At 74.3% G+C, this 17872-nt stretch carries 15 protein-coding genes; 9 read left to right on the top strand and 6 right to left on the bottom strand.

Features of this window, described 5'->3' with window-relative positions; genetic code table 11:
• Positions 1–398: 398 nt before the first annotated feature.
• From ACIA8O_RS35650 to ACIA8O_RS35640, 3 genes are read left to right on the top strand one after another with little or no spacing between them, the layout of a single operon-like run.
• Complete coding sequence (locus ACIA8O_RS35650; protein WP_396298192.1) at positions 399–1574, top strand: glycosyltransferase; 1176 nt, start codon at positions 399–401, stop codon at positions 1572–1574.
• Positions 1575–1578: 4 nt separating this feature from the next.
• On the top strand, positions 1579–2325 hold the full coding sequence (locus tag ACIA8O_RS35645; protein ID WP_396298191.1) for an SAM-dependent methyltransferase: 747 nt from the start codon (positions 1579–1581) through the stop codon (positions 2323–2325).
• A 50-nt stretch (positions 2326–2375) separates the two neighbouring features.
• Positions 2376–2960 (top strand): DinB family protein, encoded by a 585-nt coding sequence (locus tag ACIA8O_RS35640; RefSeq protein ID WP_396298190.1) that lies wholly within the window; start codon positions 2376–2378, stop codon positions 2958–2960.
• Between the two features lie 9 nt (positions 2961–2969).
• Here ACIA8O_RS35640 and ACIA8O_RS35635 read toward each other — a convergent pair whose 3' ends face one another.
• From ACIA8O_RS35635 to ACIA8O_RS35610, 6 genes are all read right to left on the bottom strand, one after another.
• Positions 2970–3860, bottom strand: a complete 891-nt coding sequence (locus ACIA8O_RS35635) for an aminoglycoside phosphotransferase family protein (protein WP_396298189.1) — start codon at positions 3858–3860, stop codon at positions 2970–2972.
• A gap of 44 nt (positions 3861–3904) precedes the next feature.
• On the bottom strand, positions 3905–5104 hold the full coding sequence (locus tag ACIA8O_RS35630; RefSeq protein ID WP_396298188.1) for a glycosyltransferase family 4 protein: 1200 nt from the start codon (positions 5102–5104) through the stop codon (positions 3905–3907).
• 4 nt (positions 5105–5108) lie between these two features.
• Positions 5109–6317: an ABC transporter ATP-binding protein gene (locus ACIA8O_RS35625; RefSeq protein WP_396298187.1), complete on the bottom strand. Its 1209-nt coding sequence runs from the start codon at positions 6315–6317 to the stop codon at positions 5109–5111.
• Positions 6307–7203, bottom strand: a complete 897-nt coding sequence (locus ACIA8O_RS35620; protein ID WP_396298186.1) for an ABC transporter permease — start codon at positions 7201–7203, stop codon at positions 6307–6309. The genes ACIA8O_RS35625 and ACIA8O_RS35620 overlap by 11 nt, the downstream gene beginning before the upstream one ends.
• Before the next feature lie 169 nt (positions 7204–7372).
• Positions 7373–8020: a thiol:disulfide interchange protein DsbA/DsbL gene (locus ACIA8O_RS35615; RefSeq protein WP_396298185.1), complete on the bottom strand. Its 648-nt coding sequence runs from the start codon at positions 8018–8020 to the stop codon at positions 7373–7375.
• A 418-nt stretch (positions 8021–8438) separates the two neighbouring features.
• A complete protein-coding gene (locus ACIA8O_RS35610) occupies positions 8439–9503 on the bottom strand; it encodes a glycosyltransferase family 4 protein (protein WP_396298184.1) in 1065 nt (354 codons plus the stop codon).
• Between the two features lie 315 nt (positions 9504–9818).
• Between ACIA8O_RS35610 and ACIA8O_RS35605 the strand changes: the two genes are divergently transcribed.
• The 6 genes from ACIA8O_RS35605 (at position 9819) to ACIA8O_RS35580 (ending at position 17793) form a co-directional block, all read left to right on the top strand.
• Complete coding sequence (locus ACIA8O_RS35605; protein WP_396298183.1) at positions 9819–10931, top strand: glycosyltransferase family 4 protein; 1113 nt, start codon at positions 9819–9821, stop codon at positions 10929–10931.
• Positions 10932–11169: 238 nt separating this feature from the next.
• Positions 11170–12897 carry a tyrosine-protein kinase family protein gene (locus ACIA8O_RS35600; protein ID WP_396298182.1) on the top strand — a complete coding sequence of 576 codons (1728 nt, stop codon included), beginning with the start codon at positions 11170–11172 and terminating at the stop codon, positions 12895–12897.
• Positions 12894–13994 carry a glycosyltransferase gene (locus tag ACIA8O_RS35595; RefSeq protein WP_396298181.1) on the top strand — a complete coding sequence of 367 codons (1101 nt, stop codon included), beginning with the start codon at positions 12894–12896 and terminating at the stop codon, positions 13992–13994. The genes ACIA8O_RS35600 and ACIA8O_RS35595 overlap by 4 nt, the downstream gene beginning before the upstream one ends.
• Positions 13995–14040: 46 nt before the next feature.
• A complete protein-coding gene (locus tag ACIA8O_RS35590; protein WP_396298180.1) occupies positions 14041–15111 on the top strand; it encodes a GNAT family N-acetyltransferase in 1071 nt (356 codons plus the stop codon).
• A complete protein-coding gene (locus ACIA8O_RS35585; RefSeq protein ID WP_396298179.1) occupies positions 15111–16607 on the top strand; it encodes a hypothetical protein in 1497 nt (498 codons plus the stop codon). Before ACIA8O_RS35590 ends, ACIA8O_RS35585 begins: the two co-directional genes overlap by 1 nt.
• Positions 16594–17793: a DegT/DnrJ/EryC1/StrS family aminotransferase gene (locus ACIA8O_RS35580; protein ID WP_396298178.1), complete on the top strand. Its 1200-nt coding sequence runs from the start codon at positions 16594–16596 to the stop codon at positions 17791–17793. The genes ACIA8O_RS35585 and ACIA8O_RS35580 overlap by 14 nt, the downstream gene beginning before the upstream one ends.
• Positions 17794–17872: the final 79 nt, after the last annotated feature.

Raw genomic sequence — 17872 nt, 5'->3', positions numbered from 1 at the left:
CACGTTCAATTCATCTACCAGGCTAGCCGGGCGACGACGGTACGGACCGTCGCGGACCCGGGGGTGGGACTGATGGCCGGCGTGTTCCTGATCGTGGCGGTGCTGTGTGCGGGGGCGTACTTCCTGGCGCCCGCCTACCTGGCGGGGCTGCTCGCGGTGGTGCTGACCCGTCGGGTGCCCTGGTACCTGCGGGTCCTGGCGATGCTGCTCCTTCCGGCCCTCAGCGCACTCCTCTGCCGCCCCCCTGGTCCACGCCCTCGGGGTTCCCCGCACGATGATCGCCACCGTGATCGCCGGTCTGCTGGTCTCCCTGGCCACCCTCCAGTGGGAGGACCGGCGCCGCGGCAGGGCGGTGCGGTGACGGGACCCGGGCGGGGCGCGGTGGCAGACTGGCGAGGGTGACGGTGCTGCTGTGGGTGTCGGTGGTGTCCCTGGCCGCCTGGGTGTGGCTGACGGTCGGTCAGGGGTTCTTCTGGCGGACCGACCAGCGGCTGCCCCCGCGGGTCGAGCCCGGGCACTGGCCCTCGGTGGTGGTGCTGGTGCCGGCCCGGGACGAGGCCGAGGTGCTGCCGGCCTCGCTGCCGAGCGTGCTGGCGCAGCGGTACCCCGGCGCGGCCCGGGTGGTGCTGATCGACGATCACAGTACGGACGGCACGGGCGAACTGGCCCGGCGGCTCGGGGCGGCGGGCGGCCTGCCGCTGACCGTCACCACCCCTCCCCCGCTGCCGCCCGGCTGGACGGGCAAGCTCTGGGCCCTGCGGCACGGCGTCGAGCAGGCCGACGGGGCCGAGTACCTGCTGCTGACGGACGCGGACATCGCGCACGGGCCCGGTTCGCTGGCCGCGCTGGTGGCCGCCGCCGAGGGCCACGGGCTGGACCTGGTCTCGCAGATGGCCAGGCTGCGGGTGGTGACCGGGTGGGAGCGGCTGGTGGTGCCGGCCTTCGTGTACTTCTTCGCCCAGCTGTACCCGTTCCGGTGGAGCAACCGGCCCGGCTCGCGGACCGCCGCCGCCGCGGGCGGCTGCTCGCTGGTGCGGCGGGAGGCGCTGGAGCGGGCGGGCGGCATCGCGGCGATCCGGGGGGCGGTGATCGACGACGTCTCGCTGGCCCGGGCCGTGAAACGCGGCGGGGGCCGGACCTGGCTGGGGCTGGCCGAGGAGGTGGACAGCGTCCGCCCGTACCCCGGGCTGGGGCAGCTGTGGCGGATGGTGTCGCGCAGCGCCTACGCCCAACTGCGGCACTCGGTCTGGCTGTTGGCCGGGACGGTGCTGGGGCTGGCACTGGTGTACCTGGTGCCGCCGGTGGCGCTGCTGGCCGGGCCGGCGAGCGGCGCGTGGGCGGCGGCCGGGTGCGGCGGTCTGGCCTGGGCGTTGATGGCGGGGACGTACCTGCCGATGGTCCGGTACTACGGGCAGCCGGTGTGGGCGGCGCTGCTGCTGCCGTTCACGGCGCTGCTCTACCTGCTGATGACGGTGGACTCGGCGGTGCAGCACTGGCGGGGCCGGGGCGCGGCGTGGAAGGGCCGCACCTACGGCAAACCCCTGGCGGCGGACGAGCAGGCACGGACAGACTGAGCCGATGGACCCTCGACTGCGCTTCCGCATCACCCACTCCCACCACCCGATCGCCGCACCGCTCTCCGACGAGGCCGTCGAACGCCTGCTGGCCCGGGCGCTCCGGGGCCGGGCCGGCCGGCTGCTGGACCTGGGCTGCGGCGAAGGCGCCTGGCTGCTGCGGGCCCTGACGGCCGATCAGGGGCTGCGGGCGGTCGGCGTCGACCTGGACGACGCCGCGCTCGGCCGGGCCCGGGAGCGGGCCGAGGCGCTCGGGGTGTCCCGGCGGATCGGGCTGCACCACCGGGACGTGCGCGAGCACGAGGCGGAGCAGCCGTTCGACGTGGTGCTGAGCGTCGGCACGGAGCACGCCTTCGGCGGGGTCGTGCCGACCCTGGAAGCCGTCCGGGGGATGCTGCGACCGGGAGGGGTCGCGGTGCTCGGCGTCTGCTTCTGGGAGCGCAAGCCCGGGGCCGCCGCCCTGAAGGCACTCGGCGTCCCCGAGAAGGAGTACACCGACCTGCCCGGCCTGGTCACCCGGATCACCGAGGCCGGCTGGGCCCCGGTCGACGCCCACGTCTCCTCGCTCGCCGAGTGGGACGCCTACGAGTGGTCCTGGACCGGCTCCCTGACGGAGTGGGCCCTCGAGCACCCTGACCACCCCGACGCGGCGGAGGCCCTGACCACCGCGACCGAGCACCGCGACGGCTGGCTGAACGGCTACCGGGGGACCCTGGGCTTCGTGACGCTGCTGCTGCGCGCCACCGGGTGAGGGCATCCGGCCCTTGAGGGCGGGGGCGGCCCGTGGCAGGCTCGTGGCGCATGATCGACGAATTCGCCAAGGAGACCCTGCACGGCCGGCTGCGGCGCGACCGCGAGGCGCTGCTCTGGAAGCTCGACGGCCTGGACGAGTACGACGCCCGCCGCCCCCTGACGGCGACCGGGACCAACCTCCTCGGCCTGGTCAAGCACGTGGCCACCGTCGAGGCCCGGTACTTCGGCGAGGTCTTCGGCCGGCCTTCGCCGGAGCCGCTGCCCCGGTGGCAGGACTCCGACGGCAGCGACCAGTGGGCCGCCGAGGGCGAGACCAAGGACGGGATCGTCGCGTTCTACCGGCGCACGTGGGAGCACTCGGACGCGACGATCACCGGGCTTCCCGTCGACGCCCCCGGCCACGTGCCGTGGTGGCCGGAGCCCCACTCCGCCGTCAACCTGTTCGCCGTCCTGGTCCACGTCCTCGGCGAGACCGTCCGGCACGCCGGGCACGCCGACATCCTGCGCGAGGGCCTCGACGGCCGGACCGGGCTTCGCCCCGAACACGAGAAGGGGATCGACGAGCAGGCCCGTGCCGCCCACCGCGCGACGATCGAGCGGGCCGCCAGGGCAGCCGCGTCGGTCAGCCCGTAGGGACCCGGGTCAGGTGAACAGCTCGCGCACGGTCCGCCGGGCGATCGCCGCCAGGGTGGGGTTGGTGGTGCGGTAGTGGTCCCGGGCGGGGAGGGCGAAGGCCAGGGCCCAGCCGCGGGCGCGCAGCCAGGTGGCCCGGTCGGGGGCGGCGGCCTCGCGGAAGAGGGGGCGGGTGCCGGCGTCGAGGACGGCCCAGGCCGGGAGGAGGTCGCAGGCGGGGTCGCCGACGCCGCCGCAGCCGAAGTCGATGACGGCGGTGAGGCGGCCCTGACGGGCCAACAGGTTGCCGGGGAGCAGGTCGCCGTGGGTCCAGACCGGCGGGCCGGGCCAGGCGGGGGCGGCGAGGGCCTGCTCCCAGACCGCGAGCACGGCGGCGGGGTCGGCATCGGGGTCGGGCGGGCCGTCCGGGGAGCGGATCGCCGCGCGGACGGCCTCGTCGTGCGTGCCCAGCGGCCCGGCCCGGTAGCCGGCCGGGCCGCCGGGCAGGGGGACGGAGCGGAGGGCGGCGACGAAGGCGCCCAGGTCGCGGGCGACGGCGGCGAGGTCGGCGACGGGGTGGTCGATGAGGCTGGTGCCGGGGAGCCAGTGCTGGACGGACCAGGGGTGGGGGAAGTCCGGGGCGGGGGCGCCGTGGGCGACGGGGGCGGGGACGGTCAGGGGGAGGTGCGGGGCGAGGAGGGGGAGCCAGTGCTGCTCCTTGGCCACGTCCGGCACCGCGCCGGGGATGCGGGGCAGGCGGACCACCAGCTCCTCGCCGAGCCGGTACATCGCGTTGTCGGTGCCCGCGGAGCGCACGGGGGTGATCGCGAGCCCGGCCCAGTGCGGGAACTGATCGTCGATCAGCTTCCGCACCAGGCCGGGGCCGGTGTCGAACTCGTCCGCGTGCATGCGTGTGGTCATGGGCCCGTCCCAGCCGTACGGAACGGCCCCGGTCCAGCGCATCGTCAGCGGCCGAGCATCCGCAGCGCCGTGGGCTTGCTGTACTCGAACCTGGTCATCTGCTCCAGGTCGCGGAACCAGCTGGACGGCCCGGGCGGGGCCGCCAGGACCTCCCGGTAGAGCTCCTCGAAGGCGTTGGTGATGCTCTCCAGGGAGAACCGGCCGACCACCCACTCGCGGCCCCAACTCCCGAGCGAGGCACGGAGGGAGGGGTCGTCGAGCAGTGGCCGGAGCTGGGCGGCCAGCGCCTCGGGGCGGCGGGTGCCGTCGCCGAAGCCGTACATGCAGCGGGAGGCGTGCGGCTCGACCAGCGGGCCGGGCTCGTGCAGGGCGGTGTAGCCGTCCGCGCCGTGCACCACCACGGGCTTGCCGAAGGCGAGGCCGCGCAGGGCGGAGCCGCCCATCCCGAGGACCACGTCGGCGGCCTGGTAGGCCGGCCTGGGGTCGGCCAGCTGCCCCGGCACCAGCACCGCCCGGCGGCCCAGGTCGCCGTTGACCTCGTCGGCCACCGCGCGCATCCGGTCCAGGCTGGGGCCGGCGCCGACCACGACCAGCCGGACCCGGGGGTCGGCCAGCTCGCGGACGGCGCGGGCGGTGAGCAGCGCGCCCTCGTCCTTCTCCAGGTCGGGCACCATCCGGGTGACGATGGAGAGCAGCAACTCGTCGTCGGAGATGCCGTGTTCCTTGCGGAACTCCTGGCCGTCCACCACGCCGGGGGCGTCGGTGACGGTGTTGACGGGGGGTTCGATCAGCCGGACGTCGCGGTGGCCGAAGGCCCGCCCCTCCCCCATCATCGCGCCGAGGCCGAGCACCAGGGGCTGGTGCCTGGGCAGGCCGCGCAGCATCCGGATGCCGTAGAAGGTGGTGATCACCGGGAGCCGGCCGAGGCGGCCGGGCCCGAAGAAGGAGTTGCGGGCGGCCCGCACCTCCCAGGCGTGCACCAGCTGGCTGCCCCGCTCCTCGGCGACCCGGGTGAGCCGCTGCCGGACCACCCGGTGCGGGGTGTCCGGGCCGCCCTCGACGACCAGTTCGAGGTCGTGCGAGGCGGCCAGCTCGACGAGTGGTGCGGGGCCGTCGATGCCCTGGGCGAACAGCACCGGGTGGTGCCCGCGGTCGCGCATGGTGCGGGCGATGTCCACGGCGTTCAACTGGGCGCCACCCAGCGCCAGGTTGTTGAGGTGGACCAGGACCCGGAGACCGGTCACCGGCTCACTCCTCCCAACGGTGCGGGACGAAGACCGGCGCGGCCAGCACCACGGCGCGCGGCGGGGTGTCGAGCATCGGTCCGAAGACGTCGAACTGGCCCACGGAGTGCCAGCTCATCAGGGTGCCGCCGTCGGTCTTGCCGATGCTGTACACGCCCGCCCAGAGAGTGTAACGGCCGCGCGGGAGGGGCAGGTTGGGGATCACGCAGGCGACGTGGTGGTCCTCGCCGTTCAGCCGGATCTCGTGGCTGATCTGGAAGATCGGGCTGGAGGTGCCCTCGCTGACGCCGAGGTGCAGGGTGGCGTCGCCGCGGTAGTCGCCGCCGAGGGTGAGCTCGACGGTCATCGGCTCGTCGGTGGTGAGGTTCTCCCGGCCCTCGCCGACCAGGGAGTGCTTGAGCAGCTGGAGCGGCTCGCCGACCCGGGCGGTGGCCTCGGACTGGGCCTCGATCGAGTCCCGGTACCCGGCCAGCGCGTCCTTGATCCCGGCGTCCACCCGGACGGTGCCCTGCTCCAGCCAGATGCCCCGGCGGCAGATCGACTCCACCGCGGGGAGGTCGTGCGAGACGAAGACGATCGTGGTGCCCTGCTCGGCCACCTCGCGCATCCGGTCCAGGCAGCGCTGCTGGAAGACCGCGTCGCCGACCGCCAGCACCTCGTCCACCAGCAGCACGTGCGGCTCCAGGTACGCGGCGACCGCGAAGCCCAGGCGCATCTGCATGCCGGAGGAGTAGTACTTCACCTGACGGTCGATCGCCCCGCCGAGCCGGGCGAACTCCACGATGTCGTCGAAGCGTCCGGCCACCTCGCGGCGCTTGAGGCCGAGCAGCGCACCGAACAGGTAGATGTTCTCCCGGCCCGTCAGGTCGGGGTGGATGCCGGCCCGGATCTCGATCAGCGCGCCGATCCGGCCCCGCACGTCGATCACGCCGCCGTACGGGTACATGACCCTGGTCAGCATCTTGAGCAGGGTGGACTTGCCCGAGCCGTTGGAGCCGATCAGGCCGACCGCCTCGCCGGGCTCGATGTGCAGGTTGATGTCCCGCAGCGCCCAGCGCCAGTCCTCGCCCCGGCCGCCGCGCAGCTTCCGGGTGACCTGCTCGACCTTGTCGCGCAGCAGCATCCGCTGCTGGTCGGCCTTGAACCGCTTCCACACGTGCTCGGTGCGGACGGTGCCCAGCGGGAGGTTCTTGGTCATCAGCTCACGCGACATCGGCGATCCCCGTCTCCAGCTTCTTGAACACCAGGTAGCCGCCGCAGAGCACGACCAGCGCGCTGACCGAGGCGATCCCGGTGAGGGTCAGGTCGGGGGCCTGGCCGTGCAGCAGTGCCCGGCGGTAGCCCTCGATCACCGCGCCGAGCGGGTTGAAGGCCACGTAGACCTCCTGGAGCTTCTGCGGGATCTGCGAGAGCGGGTACGCGACCGGGGTCGCGAAGACGCCCATCTGCGTGATGATCGGCAGCAGGTGCCGGACGTCGCGCAGGTAGACCACCGCGACCGAGAGCACCAGGGCCACGCCGTAGGTGAAGGCCAGCTGGATCAGCAGCAGCGGGAACACCCAGAAGAAGGTGGCGGCGGGCGCGGTCCAGAAGGCCAGGAAGAGCAGGCCGAGCACGCCGATGCCGATCAGCATGTCGACGCTGGCGACCAGCATGGTGGCCAGCGGGAAGACCTCGCGCGGGCAGTAGACCTTGTTGAGCAGGCTGAGGTTGTTGGCCAGGCTCAGCGCGCCCTGGTTCATGGTGTTGCTGAAGAACTGCCAGACGATCAGGCCGACGTAGGCGAACAGCGGGTAGGCCACCCCGCCGGTGTCGATCTTGACCGCCCGCTGGAAGACCAGCGTGAAGATGGCGCACAGCGCCAGCGGCGTGAGCACCGCCCAGGCGAAGCCGAGCACCGCCTGCTTGTACCGGGCGCGCAGGTCGCGCTCGGCCAGGGCACGCACCAACTCGCGTGCCCCCAGCAGCTCCCGGGCCACCTGGGCCGGTCGGAGCCGCCGCTTGAAGACCAGCTCGGGCGGGGGACCCTCGGCCCCCGGCCGCCGGGCCTCAGTCTGGTTTTCGCGCTGATCGAGGACCTGCGCGCGTTGTCCCCCCACGGAACCCCGCCTTCTCCGGTGCCGAGTGATACCGGCCGCCGCCAGGGGAGTTCCCCGGTCCGGTTCGGCCGCAGCGCACACTCTGGCACAGAGTGTGCGAGCCAGGGGGCGGATCCGTGAAGAAGAGCCGGGACGGTGACCGTCCCGGCTCCCGAGGGGCTTCTTCCGGTCAGTCGACCAGCTGGTCCAGGGCCTCGGGCATGCCCTCGACGCCGCCGTTCAGGCTGGGCTTCACCCGGGCTCCGTTGACGAAGACGGTGGGGAGTTCGTCGACCTTGTACTTGGCCATCAGGCCGGAGGCGTCCTCGGTGAGTCGGCTCACCTCGGCGGAGCGGTAGGCGGTGCGGAACGCCGCGGTGTCCAGGCCGACCGTACCGGCCCAGGCGGTGGCGGTGTCCTCGGTGGTGACGTCCAGCTCCTCCACGTTCACCGCCTTGAAGGCGGCGATCTGGAACTCGTCCACCTTCCCGAGCTTCTCCAGGGTGTAGTACAGCCGGGCGTGGCCCTTCTGGACCCGCTCCTCCGGCGACCCGGCCCAGACCGCCGGCACCCGGCGCAGCGTCACGTCCGAGGCGTGCTTGGCCGACCAGCGCTCCAGCGGGAGTTCGAGCTGCCGCGAGTGGTAGCAGTCGTACCAGAAGAACTCGACCGCCTCCTGCTTGACGGCCCGGATCGGGCCCGGGTGGTCGATCCGGCCGACGTGCCCGCCCTCGTGCGGCACCTCGGGGGCGGCGGTGGCCTGACCGGCCGTGACGGGGGCGGCGAGCAGTCCGGCGGCGACGGTGGCCAGGACGGCGGTGCGGATGAGCTGCTTCACGTGGGCCGATGCTTCCAGCCCCCGCCGGGCGCGGCGAGCCGACGGGCCGTCCGGGCGGATTCTTCGCCCGGACGGCGCAACGGGCGTTGACGGTGCGTCAGCCCCGCTGCTCCGGGCCGGAGTCCCGGGCCTGCGGGCGGGCGGCGGCCTGCTCGAAGAAGCGCAGCAGCTCGACCGGGAAGGGCAGCACCAGGGTGGAGTTCTTCTCGGCCGGAGAGCGGGTCGTCCGGCGAACCTTGCCGGGCGCGGCACTAGCAGGGCCACCAGGCCCCAGCCCGCCAGGACTGCCATGACGTCCTCCCCGTGTGCGGCCGCCGCGGTGGCGGAACCGCCGGGTCAGTATGCGCGCGGGCCCCGGGCGCGGGCAGGGGTGCGGCGGCGGTCTTGACGGGGTTTTGGCCCCCGCCCCGACGGGGCGTCAGCGGCGGCGCGCCACCTGGTGGACGAGCTGCTGCCAGGCGTCCGTCACCACGTCCAGGTCGAAGCGGCCCAAGGCGTGCGCGCGGGCGGCCGAGCCGAGTGCGGCGCGGTCGCCGCCGAGCACCCGTCCCAGCGCCTCGGCCAGCGCCGCCGGGTCGCCCGGGCGGGCCAGCGCGCCGGTGGTGCCGTCCAGGACCACGTCGCCGACCCAGCCCACGTCCGTGGCCGCGATGGGCAGTTCGGCCAGTGCCGCCTCGATCAGCACCCCGGGGACGCCCTCGCTGTCGCTGCTCAGCAGCAGCGCGTCCGCGGCCCGGTAGAGCGGGGCCGGGTCGGCGAGGCGGCCGAGGAAGTGGGCCCGCGGGTGGGGCCGGTAGGTGCCCTTGAGCGGGCCGTCGCCCGCGACGGCCAGGTGGACGTCGGGGAAGCGGTCGAGGGCGGCGAGGGCGACGTCGAGGCGCTTCTCCGGGGCCAGGGCCCCGATCCACGCGACCAGCGGGCCGTCGGCGGGCAGGCCGAGCTCCTTGCGGGCGGCCGCCCGTTCGGCCGGGTCGGCGGCCGGGCGGTAGCGGTCGGCGGCCCGGCCGTTGGGGATGGTGCGGACCCGCTGCGCGGGCAGCCGGAAACGCTCGACCAGGACGTCCCGCGCGCCGTCCGAGATCGCCGAGACGGCGGCGGCCCGGTGCAGGAACGCACCCACCCGCAGGCGGCGCGCGGGGCTGGCCGTCCAGTGGCGCGGGTCGCCGATGTTGACGTAGACGAACGGGGTCGGGGAGCCGAACAGGCCCACGGCGCAGGCCTGGAGCGTGCTGGAGCCGTGGGCGATCACCACGTCGCTGGTGCGGGCCGCCTCGCGCAGCGCCCGCAGCGTGCTCGGGTGGTAGCGGGACGGACCCAGCGGCGGGGCGTCGTGCGGCGCGGGGGCGTCGACGTGCGGTTGCAGCGAACGCAGCGTGGACGGCACCCCCCTGCGCAGCAACTCCCCGTGCAGGTCCCGCGCCAGGTTCTGGGCCCCCCGGCCCCGCGGGTCAGTGACCAGATGCAACACCCTCGGCTCAGCCATGGCGCCCAACCTGGCACATGCCGCAGGCTTCGCACCGGCGATTGGTAATACCGGGGGCGCGGGGAACTGCGCGAATCGGAAGGCGGACCAGCGTGAGATCGGGGCACGCGAGCCAGTGGCACGTACTGCCGTTCCCCCGCGCGCAGTTCCCCGCGCCCCTGCGGGGCGCAGCCATGTGCCCCCGTGTGCCTCGGCTCCCAGCGTGTTCACAGTATGGGGATTCGGTGGCGGTGGGTGGTCCTGGGCTGGGATGCTGACCGCCTGTCAGTGTTTGGGTGGGGGGCCACTGTGCATGTGCTCTATGTGATCGACAGCGTGAGCAGGATCGGCGGAGCCGAGCAGGGCCTGGTCGCGATGGCGCCGCAACTGGTGCGGGCCGGGGTGAAGCTGGACGTGGCGTACCTGCGGCCGTCGCCGGGCGGGTTCCAGCGGGAGTTGACCGATGTGGGGGCGGGGGTGTTCGGGGTGCACGCCTCGGGCCGGGCCGGCGAGTTCGCCGCGCTGCGCCGCCTGCTCCGCGAGCGCCGCCCCGAGCTGGTGCACACCACGCTCTACGAGTCGGACGTGCTCGGCCGGGCCGCGGCGCTGTCCACCCGTACGCCGGTGGTCTCCAGTCTGGTGAACTCCTCGTACGGGCCGGAGCACCTGCACGCCCGGGGCTTGAGCCCGTGGAAGGTGCGGGCCGCGCAGGCGGTGGACGCCGCGACCGCGCAGGGCACCCGCCGGTTCCACGCGCTGACCCGGCACGTGGCCGAGGTGATGGCCCGTCGGCTGATGGTGAATCCGGAGCGGATCGACGTGGTGCCGCGCGGGCGGGACACCGAGCTGCTGGGTTCGGTGACCCAGGAGCGGCGGGACGCGGTGCGGGCCGGGCTGGAGCTGCCGGACCACACGCCGGTGGTGCTGGCGGCGGCGCGGCAGCAGTACCAGAAGGGTCTTGACGTGCTGTTGGAGGCCTGGCCGGCGGTGCGGGCCGGGCTGCCGGAGGCGGTGCTGCTGCTGGCCGGGAGTGCGGGGTCGGAGACCCCGCGGCTGCGGGAGCTGGCCGAGGTGGCGGGCAACGTGCGCTTCCTGGGGCCGCGGTCGGACGTGTTCGACCTGATGGCGGCGGCGGACGCGTTCGCGGTGCCGTCCCGTTGGGAGGGCCTGGGCAGCGCGGCGATGGAGGCGATGGGCGTCGGGGTGCCGCTGGTCTGCGCGGACGTGGCGGCGCTGCGCGAGACGGTGGGGTCGGAGGACTACGCCCTGCTGGTGCCGCCGGAGCGGCCGGCCGAGCTGGCGGCGGCGCTGCTGGAGACGCTGGAGGACCGCTCCGCGGCGCAGTTGCGGGCGAAGGCGGCCCGGGCCCGGTTCCTGACCAGGTTCACGCTCACTCAGGTCTCCGGGCAGATGGTCGAGTTCTACGAGAGAGCGCTCGCCAAGGGGTGAGGAACGGGCGATTCTCGGCCCCCGGACGAGATCGCGCATCAGATTGGCCAAAGTGCTTGCGCCGCACGTCAGGTGCCGCAAGCATCGTGCCCGGGGAGACGGGTCCGCGCTGGGGGGCGGGACCCGCGCCGCTGCGCGCCACCAGGCGAGCGGCCAGCAGACCGTGCGGAGCCGACCCGTACCCGACCCGGGCCGGTCGGCGCGGCGCATGCACCACGAACGCGAGGGGATCCAACCGGTGGAACCGGCCAACCACTTCACCGTACTGCGACGTTACTGGCGACTGCTGGTCGGCTGTACGGTGGCCGCCTTGATCATCGGGCTGCTGCTCACCCCGACGGGCGACACCGTCGACAACGGGAAATGGCAGTGCAAGGTCGCCATCACCCCGGTGGCCGGGGCCGGCGAGGCGGTCCGGGCGGATCAGGTGCTCTCGTACGCCGCCGGTTCGGACGTGTCGGCGGCCGCCGCGAAGAAGCTCGGCACCACCGACGTGGCGGGCCTGGTGGCCCGCCGGAAGGTGGCCGCGGCCTCCCCGACCATGCTCGAGTTCACCGTCACCGGGCCGACCAGCAAGAGCTGCGTGGACACCGCGGCGGCCTTCGCCGAGGCGACCATCACCGGGTACAGCCAGGAGACCGCGAAGAGCGCGGGCGAGTCGATCAAGCGGCTGGAGGCGCAGCGCGCCACCCAGCAGGACCTGGTCAACAAGCTCCAGCAGGAGTTCTACAGCGCCAAGCCGGCCGACCAGCCCAAGCTGGACCCGCAGCTGACGGCCGCTCGGAACTCGCTGACCAAGACCCTGACCGCGATCAGCGACCTGCAGGCGGTCAGTCAGACCGACGCCGTGCAGCAGTGGGGCTCGATCGACGCCAAGGAGCTCGGCGGAAACCTGCTGACCTCGCCGAGCCGGGGCCTGCGGCTGGCCCTCGCGGTGGTGCTCGGCATGGCCCTCGGCGTGGTGGCCGCGCTGATGCTCAGCCGGATGGACACCCGCCTGCGCACCCGCAACGGCGCGGAGGAGGCGTTCAACCTCCCGGTGATCGGCGAGATCCCGTACCTGTCCACCCGGCTGCGGCGGCTGCGCGACCCGCTGGTGGTGGCCCGGCCGTCCGACCCGGGGGCCGAGGCGTTCCGTTCGCTGCGCTCGACCCTGCTGCTGACCGGCCCGCCGGCGCTGGCGGCCCAGCTGGCCGACGGCAACCTCGACCCGGCCGAGCTGACCAACCGTCGGCTGGCCCAGCCCGCCCCGGTGATCCTGGTGATGTCCGGCCGCAGCGGCGACGGGCGCACCACCACGGTGGCCAACCTGGCGGCCGCGCTGGCCGAGACCGGCCGCGAGGTGCTGGTGCTGGACTGCGACTTCCGGCACCCCAAGGCGCACGAGCACTTCGGGGTCGGCGACGGCCCCGGCATGGCCGAGCTGCTGAGCGGGGAGCAGATCGCCGAGCTGGACGACCTGATCCGGCGGACCAACGTGGACGGCGTGCGGCTGATCACCGGCGGCAACACCACGGCCTACCCGGCCGCGCTGGTGCTGCGGGCCGGCGAGGTGCTGCGCCGGGCCCGGCGGCACGCGGACGTGGTGCTGATCGACAGCTCCCCGCTGCTGCACGCCAACGACGCCTACGACCTGGTGCAGCACGCCGACGCGGTGCTGGTGACCGTCAAGGCGGGCAACGTGACGCCCGAACAGGCGGACCGGGTCAGCGAGTTGCTCTCCCGCACCGGCGTGCCGGTGGCCGGTGTGGCGCTGCTCGGCACGATCGGCCCCTCCGGCCGCCGCAAGCGCGACGGGCTCACCGCCCCGACCGCCCCCGGTGCCGGTCCTGCCTCGCAGCCGACCGCGGTGCCGCCGCAGGAGCAGCGCCCCGAGGGCCCGCGCCACCGGTCCTCGCCGTCCTGGGCCCGGCGCGGCCCGGAGCCCGTGAACGAGAAGGCCTGGCGGGAGGGTGAGGAGCGGTGACCGACCAGGGGGGGAAGGTCCGGGTGCTCTGGCTCGCCAAGGGCCTGGGCCGCGGCGGGGCCGAGCAACTGCTGGTCAACTGCGCCCGGCACGCGGACCGTTCGCGGTACGAGGTCGAGGTGGCCTACGTGCTGCCGTGGAAGGACGCCCTGGTGCCCGCGCTGGAGGCGGCCGGGGTGACGGTGCACCTGCTCGGGCCGGGGCGGCGCTGGCCGCTGCGGCTGCGGGCGCTGCTGCGGGCCCGCCGGTACGACCTGGTGCACTCGCACATGCCGATCCCGGCGGCGGCCGCCCGGCTGCTCACCCTGGGCTCGCGGCGGCCGGTGCTGGTGCACACCGAGCACAACGTCTGGGAGCGGTACCGGCGGGAGACCCGCTGGGCCAACTCCCTGACGTACAAGCGCAACCGCGCGGTGGTGGCGGTCTCGCACGCGGTGGCGGCGAGCATCCCGGCCTCCCGGCGGCGGCCCGGTGACTTCGTCACCGTGGTGCACCACGGGCCCGACCTGGGCGGCGCGGCCGGCGGGCCGGCGGCCCGGCGGGCGGCCCGGGCCGAACTGGGGCTGCCGGAGGGGGCGTTCGTCCTCGGCACGGTGGCCAACATGACGCCGAAGAAGGACCAGGCCACCCTGCTGGCCGCGTTCGAGCGGCTGCGGCAGGAGCGGCCGGAGGCCCGGCTGGTGCTGATCGGCTCCGGGCCGTTGGAGGCGCAGCTGAGGGCGGCGGCGGGCGAGGGCGTGGTCTTCGCCGGGTCCCGGCCGGACGTGCCGGAGCTGCTGCCGGCCTTCGACGCGTTCACCCTGAGCTCCCGTCAGGAGGGGCTGCCGGTGGCGCTGATGGAGGCGATGACCAGCGGGCTGCCCTCGGTGGTGACCAGGGTGGGCGGGATGCCCGAGGTGGTGGACGACGGCGTCGAGGGCTTCCTGGTGGAGCCGGGCGACCCGGCGGCGCTGGCGGCGGCCTTCGGGAAGCTGGCGGCCGACCGGGGGCTGTGCGAGCGGATGGGCGGGGCGGCCCGCGGGCGCTCGGAGTCCTTCGACGTGGCGGGCGCGCAGCGGGCCGTCGAGCGGGTGTACGAGCAGGTGCTGCGGAGCTGACCCTCGCTCCCCCGCCCTGACCCTCCGAGAGGAAGACCGAACCATCGTGAGCGCGAGCCCCGAGCAACCACGGGACGACGCCTTTGAGTTGAGCTACCGTCCGCTGGACGGGGCGGACACCCCCGCGGTGCTGGAGCTGCTGACCGCCTCGCTGGCGGGCGGCCCGACCGGGACCCGCAGCGCCGACTTCTTCGAGTGGAAGCACCACCGCAACCCCTTCGGCACCAGTCCCGGTCTGGTGGCCGTGACGCCCGAGGGGCGGATCGTCGGGGTGCGGCTGTTCCTGCGCTGGGAGTGGCGGGCGGTGGACCGGGTGGTCCGGGCGGTGCGCCCGGTGGACACCGCCACCCACCCGGACTTCCAGGGCCGCGGGATCTTCCGGCGGCTCACCACCCAGCTGCTGGAGCAGGTCTCCTCGGAGGCCGAGCTGGTCTTCAACACGCCCAACGGCAACAGCCTGCCCGGGTACCTGCGGATGGGCTGGCAGGAGCTCGGCCAGGTGCCGGTCTCGCTGCGGATCGCCCGGCCGCTCTCCTTCGCCCGGGGCGCCCGGGCGGCGCTGGCCCGCCGGGCGGCGGCCACCGGCCCGGTGGTCTGCCCGCTGCCGACGGCGGCCGGCTGGTTCGGCTCCGGCGGGTCCGACGGCACGCCGGCCGGCCTGGACGAGCTGCTGCGCGAGCGGGCGGAGGCGGACGCCTCGGACGGCCGCCTCGCGGTGGCCCGCACCGAGCCGTACCTGCGCTGGCGCTACGGCGACGCGCCGGGCCTGGACTACCGGGTGATGACCTGTCACCGCGGCGGCGAGCTGGCCGGGGTGGCCTTCGGCCGCCCGCGGCGGCGGGGCCCGCTGGTGGAGTTCACCCTCGCCGACGTGATCGTCCGGCCGGGCGACCGGCGGGCCGCCGCCGAGCTGCTGCGGGCCGCCGCCCGCTCCGGCGGCGACCACGTGGCCACCCACCTGGCGGCCGGCACCGAGGCGGCCGCGGCCGCGCTGCGCTCCGGCTACCTGCGGGCGCCGCGCACCGGCATGCGGCTGGCCGCCCGCACCCCGGCCGGGGCGGTGCCGCCGGAGCTCGGCGCCTGGCGGTTCAACCTCGGTGACCTGGAGGTCTTCTGATGCTCCGGCAGGCCCTGCGGTCGCCTGCGCTGCCCTGGCCGACCCTGGTGGCCGGCGGTCTGGTCTGCACCTACGTCACGGTCTTCGTGCTGGCCATGGTGCACACCAGCTACGACACCTGGGGGGCGCTGCTGGTGCTGCCCGCCCTGATGGCGATCGGCACCCCGATCCTGGCCCGGGTGGCGGCGAACAACCCGGAGCCCCGGGTGTTCCGGCTGCTGATGCTGGCCATGGCGCTCAAGCTGCTCTGCGCGTTCCCCCGCTACCTGATGGCCTTCGTGCTCTACGGCGGCGCGGCGGACGCCAAGATGTACCACCAGAAGGGCAGTGAGCTCGCCTACTTCCTGGACACCGTGGACTTCTCCGGCGGCATCCACTACGACCTGGGCATGAAGGTGGCCGGCACCGGCTTCATCATCATCGTCACCGGGGTGGTCTACGCGATCACCGGCCCGTCCCTGGTCGGCGGCTTCCTGGTCTTCTCCTGGCTGGGCTTCTGGGGCCTGCTGCTGTTCTGGCGGGCGCTGCAGATCGCCTTCCCGGAGGCGGACACCCGGCGCTACGCCAAGCTGGTCTTCTTCCTGCCCTCACTGCTGTTCTGGCCGTCCAGCATCGGCAAGGACGCCTGGATGATGTTCTGCCTGGGCCTGACCACCTACGGGGTGGCGAAGCTGCTGAGCCGTCAGTTCGGCGCCTTCGTCTTCATCGGGCTGGGCTCGCTGGGCACCGCGATGGTCCGCCCGCACGTCACCGTGCTGGCCGGCGCCGGCCTCACCGTGGCGTACGTGCTGCGCAAGCGGCCCAAGGAGGTCAGCGCGCTGGGCCCGCTGCGGATGGTGGTGACCGTGGCGGTGCTGGGCGCCATGGTGATGCTGATGCTCCAACAGGTGAACACCTTCTTCGGCACCACCGGCCAGGGCGGCGACGCCGTCAACCAGGTGCTCTCGGAGACCTCCAGGCGCACCTCGCAGGGCAACTCGATGATCAACGCGCCGGCGCCCGAGGACGCGGCCCCGGCCTTCAGCCTCAATCCGGCCGGACTGCCGATGGCCGTGGTGAGCGTGCTGTTCCGCCCGTTCCCGTTCGAGGCCTCCAACATCCAGAGCCTGTTCCAGTCGGTGGAGTGCTTCGCCCTGCTGGTGATGTTCATCCGCGGCTGGCCCAGGATGCGCCAGCTGCCCCGGCTGTTCCTGAAACGCTCGTACATCGCGTACGCGCTGGTCTACACCCTGCTGTTCTGCTGGGCCTTCTCCACCATCAACAACCTGGGCATCCTCTCCCGCGAGCGGGTCCAGGTGCTGCCGCTGGTGCTGGTGCTGCTCGCCGTCCCCAAACCGGAGAACGACCGGCCGGTGCTGCGGCGCCGGTCCCGGGCGCCGGTCTGGCGGGTGCAGCCCGGCCAGTGGGGCACCGTCCCCGTCGCCGCCCCGGCCCGTTCCGACGCCGCGTCACCACCTCGACCCTGGGGGGATCGAACCGACCATGACCACCACTGACACCGCTGCGCCCGCGTTCCTCGGCGGCACTCCCGCCTTCCCCGACGGCCTGCCGCTGACCCGCGTCCAGGTGCCGGACCGCGAGGGCCTGCTGGCCCGGCTCGGCTCGGTGCTGGACAGCGGCATGCTGACCAACGGCCGCACCGTGGCCGAGCTGGAGGAGCGGGCCGCCGAACTCCTGGAGGTGCCGCACGTGGTGGCGGTCTCCAACTGCACCGCCGGCCTGATGCTGGTGCTGCAGGCCGCCGGGGTGGGCGGCGGCCGCCCGGTGCTGATGCCGGGCTTCACCTTCTCGGCCACCGCGCACGCCGCGCACTGGGCGGGCGGCACCCCGCTGTTCGCCGAGGCCCGCGAGCAGGACATCACCCTGGACCCGGCGGACGCCGAGGCCCGGCTGAAGGCGGCCGAGAACCCGGCCGCCCTGATGGCCACCCACGTCTACGGCACCCCCTGCCAGACCGAGGAGATCCAGCGGGTCGCCGACGCGGCCGGCATCCCGGTGGTCTACGACGCCGCGCACGGCTTCGGCTCCAAGCGCAAGGGCGTCCCGGTGGGCAACTTCGGCCTGGCCGAGGTGTTCTCGATGAGCCCGACCAAGGTCGCGGTGGCCGGCGAGGGCGGCCTGGTGGCCACCCGGGACGCGGCGCTGGCCAGGACCCTGCGCACCGGCCGGGACTACGGCAACCCCGGGGACTACAACACGCTCTTCCCCGGCCTGAACGCCCGGATGAGCGAGCTGCACGCGGCCGTCGGCCTGACCTGGGTCGCCGGGCTGCCCGAGCGGGTGGCCCACCGCGGCGCGCTGGTGGCCGAGTTCGCCCGCGCCACGGCCGGGCTGCCGGGCCTGCGGCTGGCACTGCCGGAGGAGGGCGACGTCTCCACGTTCAAGGACCTCACCATGATCCTGGACGCCGAGGCCTTCGGCCTGACCGCCCTCCAGTTGGCCGCCGCGCTCAAGGCCGAGGGCATCGACACCCGGCGCTACTTCCACCCGCCGGTGCAGCGCCAGCAGTCCTACGCCCACCTCGGCCAGGCGGACGCGCTGCCGGTCACCGACCGGCTGGCCGACTCGGTGCTGACCGTCCCGCTCTGGACCCACATGGACGCCGCCACCGTCCGCCGCACCGCCGAGGCGGTGGCCCGGATCCAGCCGTATGCGGAGCGCCTGCGCGACGCCGGGATCTGACCCCGCCGCACCCCGCACACCCTCCCGCCCGGGGCCCCACGGCCCCGGGCGGGACGCGTTTACGGGCCCCGCACACCCG

Source organism: Kitasatospora sp. NPDC051853 (assembly GCF_044452665.1).
Classification (GTDB): Bacteria; Actinomycetota; Actinomycetes; order Streptomycetales; family Streptomycetaceae; genus Kitasatospora.
This window is presented reverse-complemented; position numbering and strand designations above follow the sequence as displayed.

Excerpts from the sequence above, each read along its gene's own strand:
- ACIA8O_RS35645 (WP_396298191.1), top strand. The coding sequence starts at position 1,579 with ATGGACCCTCGACTGCGCTTCCGCATCACCCACTCCCACCACCCGATC.
- ACIA8O_RS35640 (WP_396298190.1), top strand. The coding sequence starts at position 2,376 with ATGATCGACGAATTCGCCAAGGAGACCCTGCACGGCCGGCTGCGGCGC.
- ACIA8O_RS35635 (WP_396298189.1), bottom strand. The coding sequence starts at position 3,860 with ATGACCACACGCATGCACGCGGACGAGTTCGACACCGGCCCCGGCCTG.
- ACIA8O_RS35625 (WP_396298187.1), bottom strand. The coding sequence starts at position 6,317 with ATGTCGCGTGAGCTGATGACCAAGAACCTCCCGCTGGGCACCGTCCGC.
- ACIA8O_RS35610 (WP_396298184.1), bottom strand. The coding sequence starts at position 9,503 with ATGGCTGAGCCGAGGGTGTTGCATCTGGTCACTGACCCGCGGGGCCGG.
- ACIA8O_RS35585 (WP_396298179.1), top strand. The coding sequence starts at position 15,111 with ATGCTCCGGCAGGCCCTGCGGTCGCCTGCGCTGCCCTGGCCGACCCTG.
- ACIA8O_RS35580 (WP_396298178.1), top strand. The coding sequence starts at position 16,594 with ATGACCACCACTGACACCGCTGCGCCCGCGTTCCTCGGCGGCACTCCC.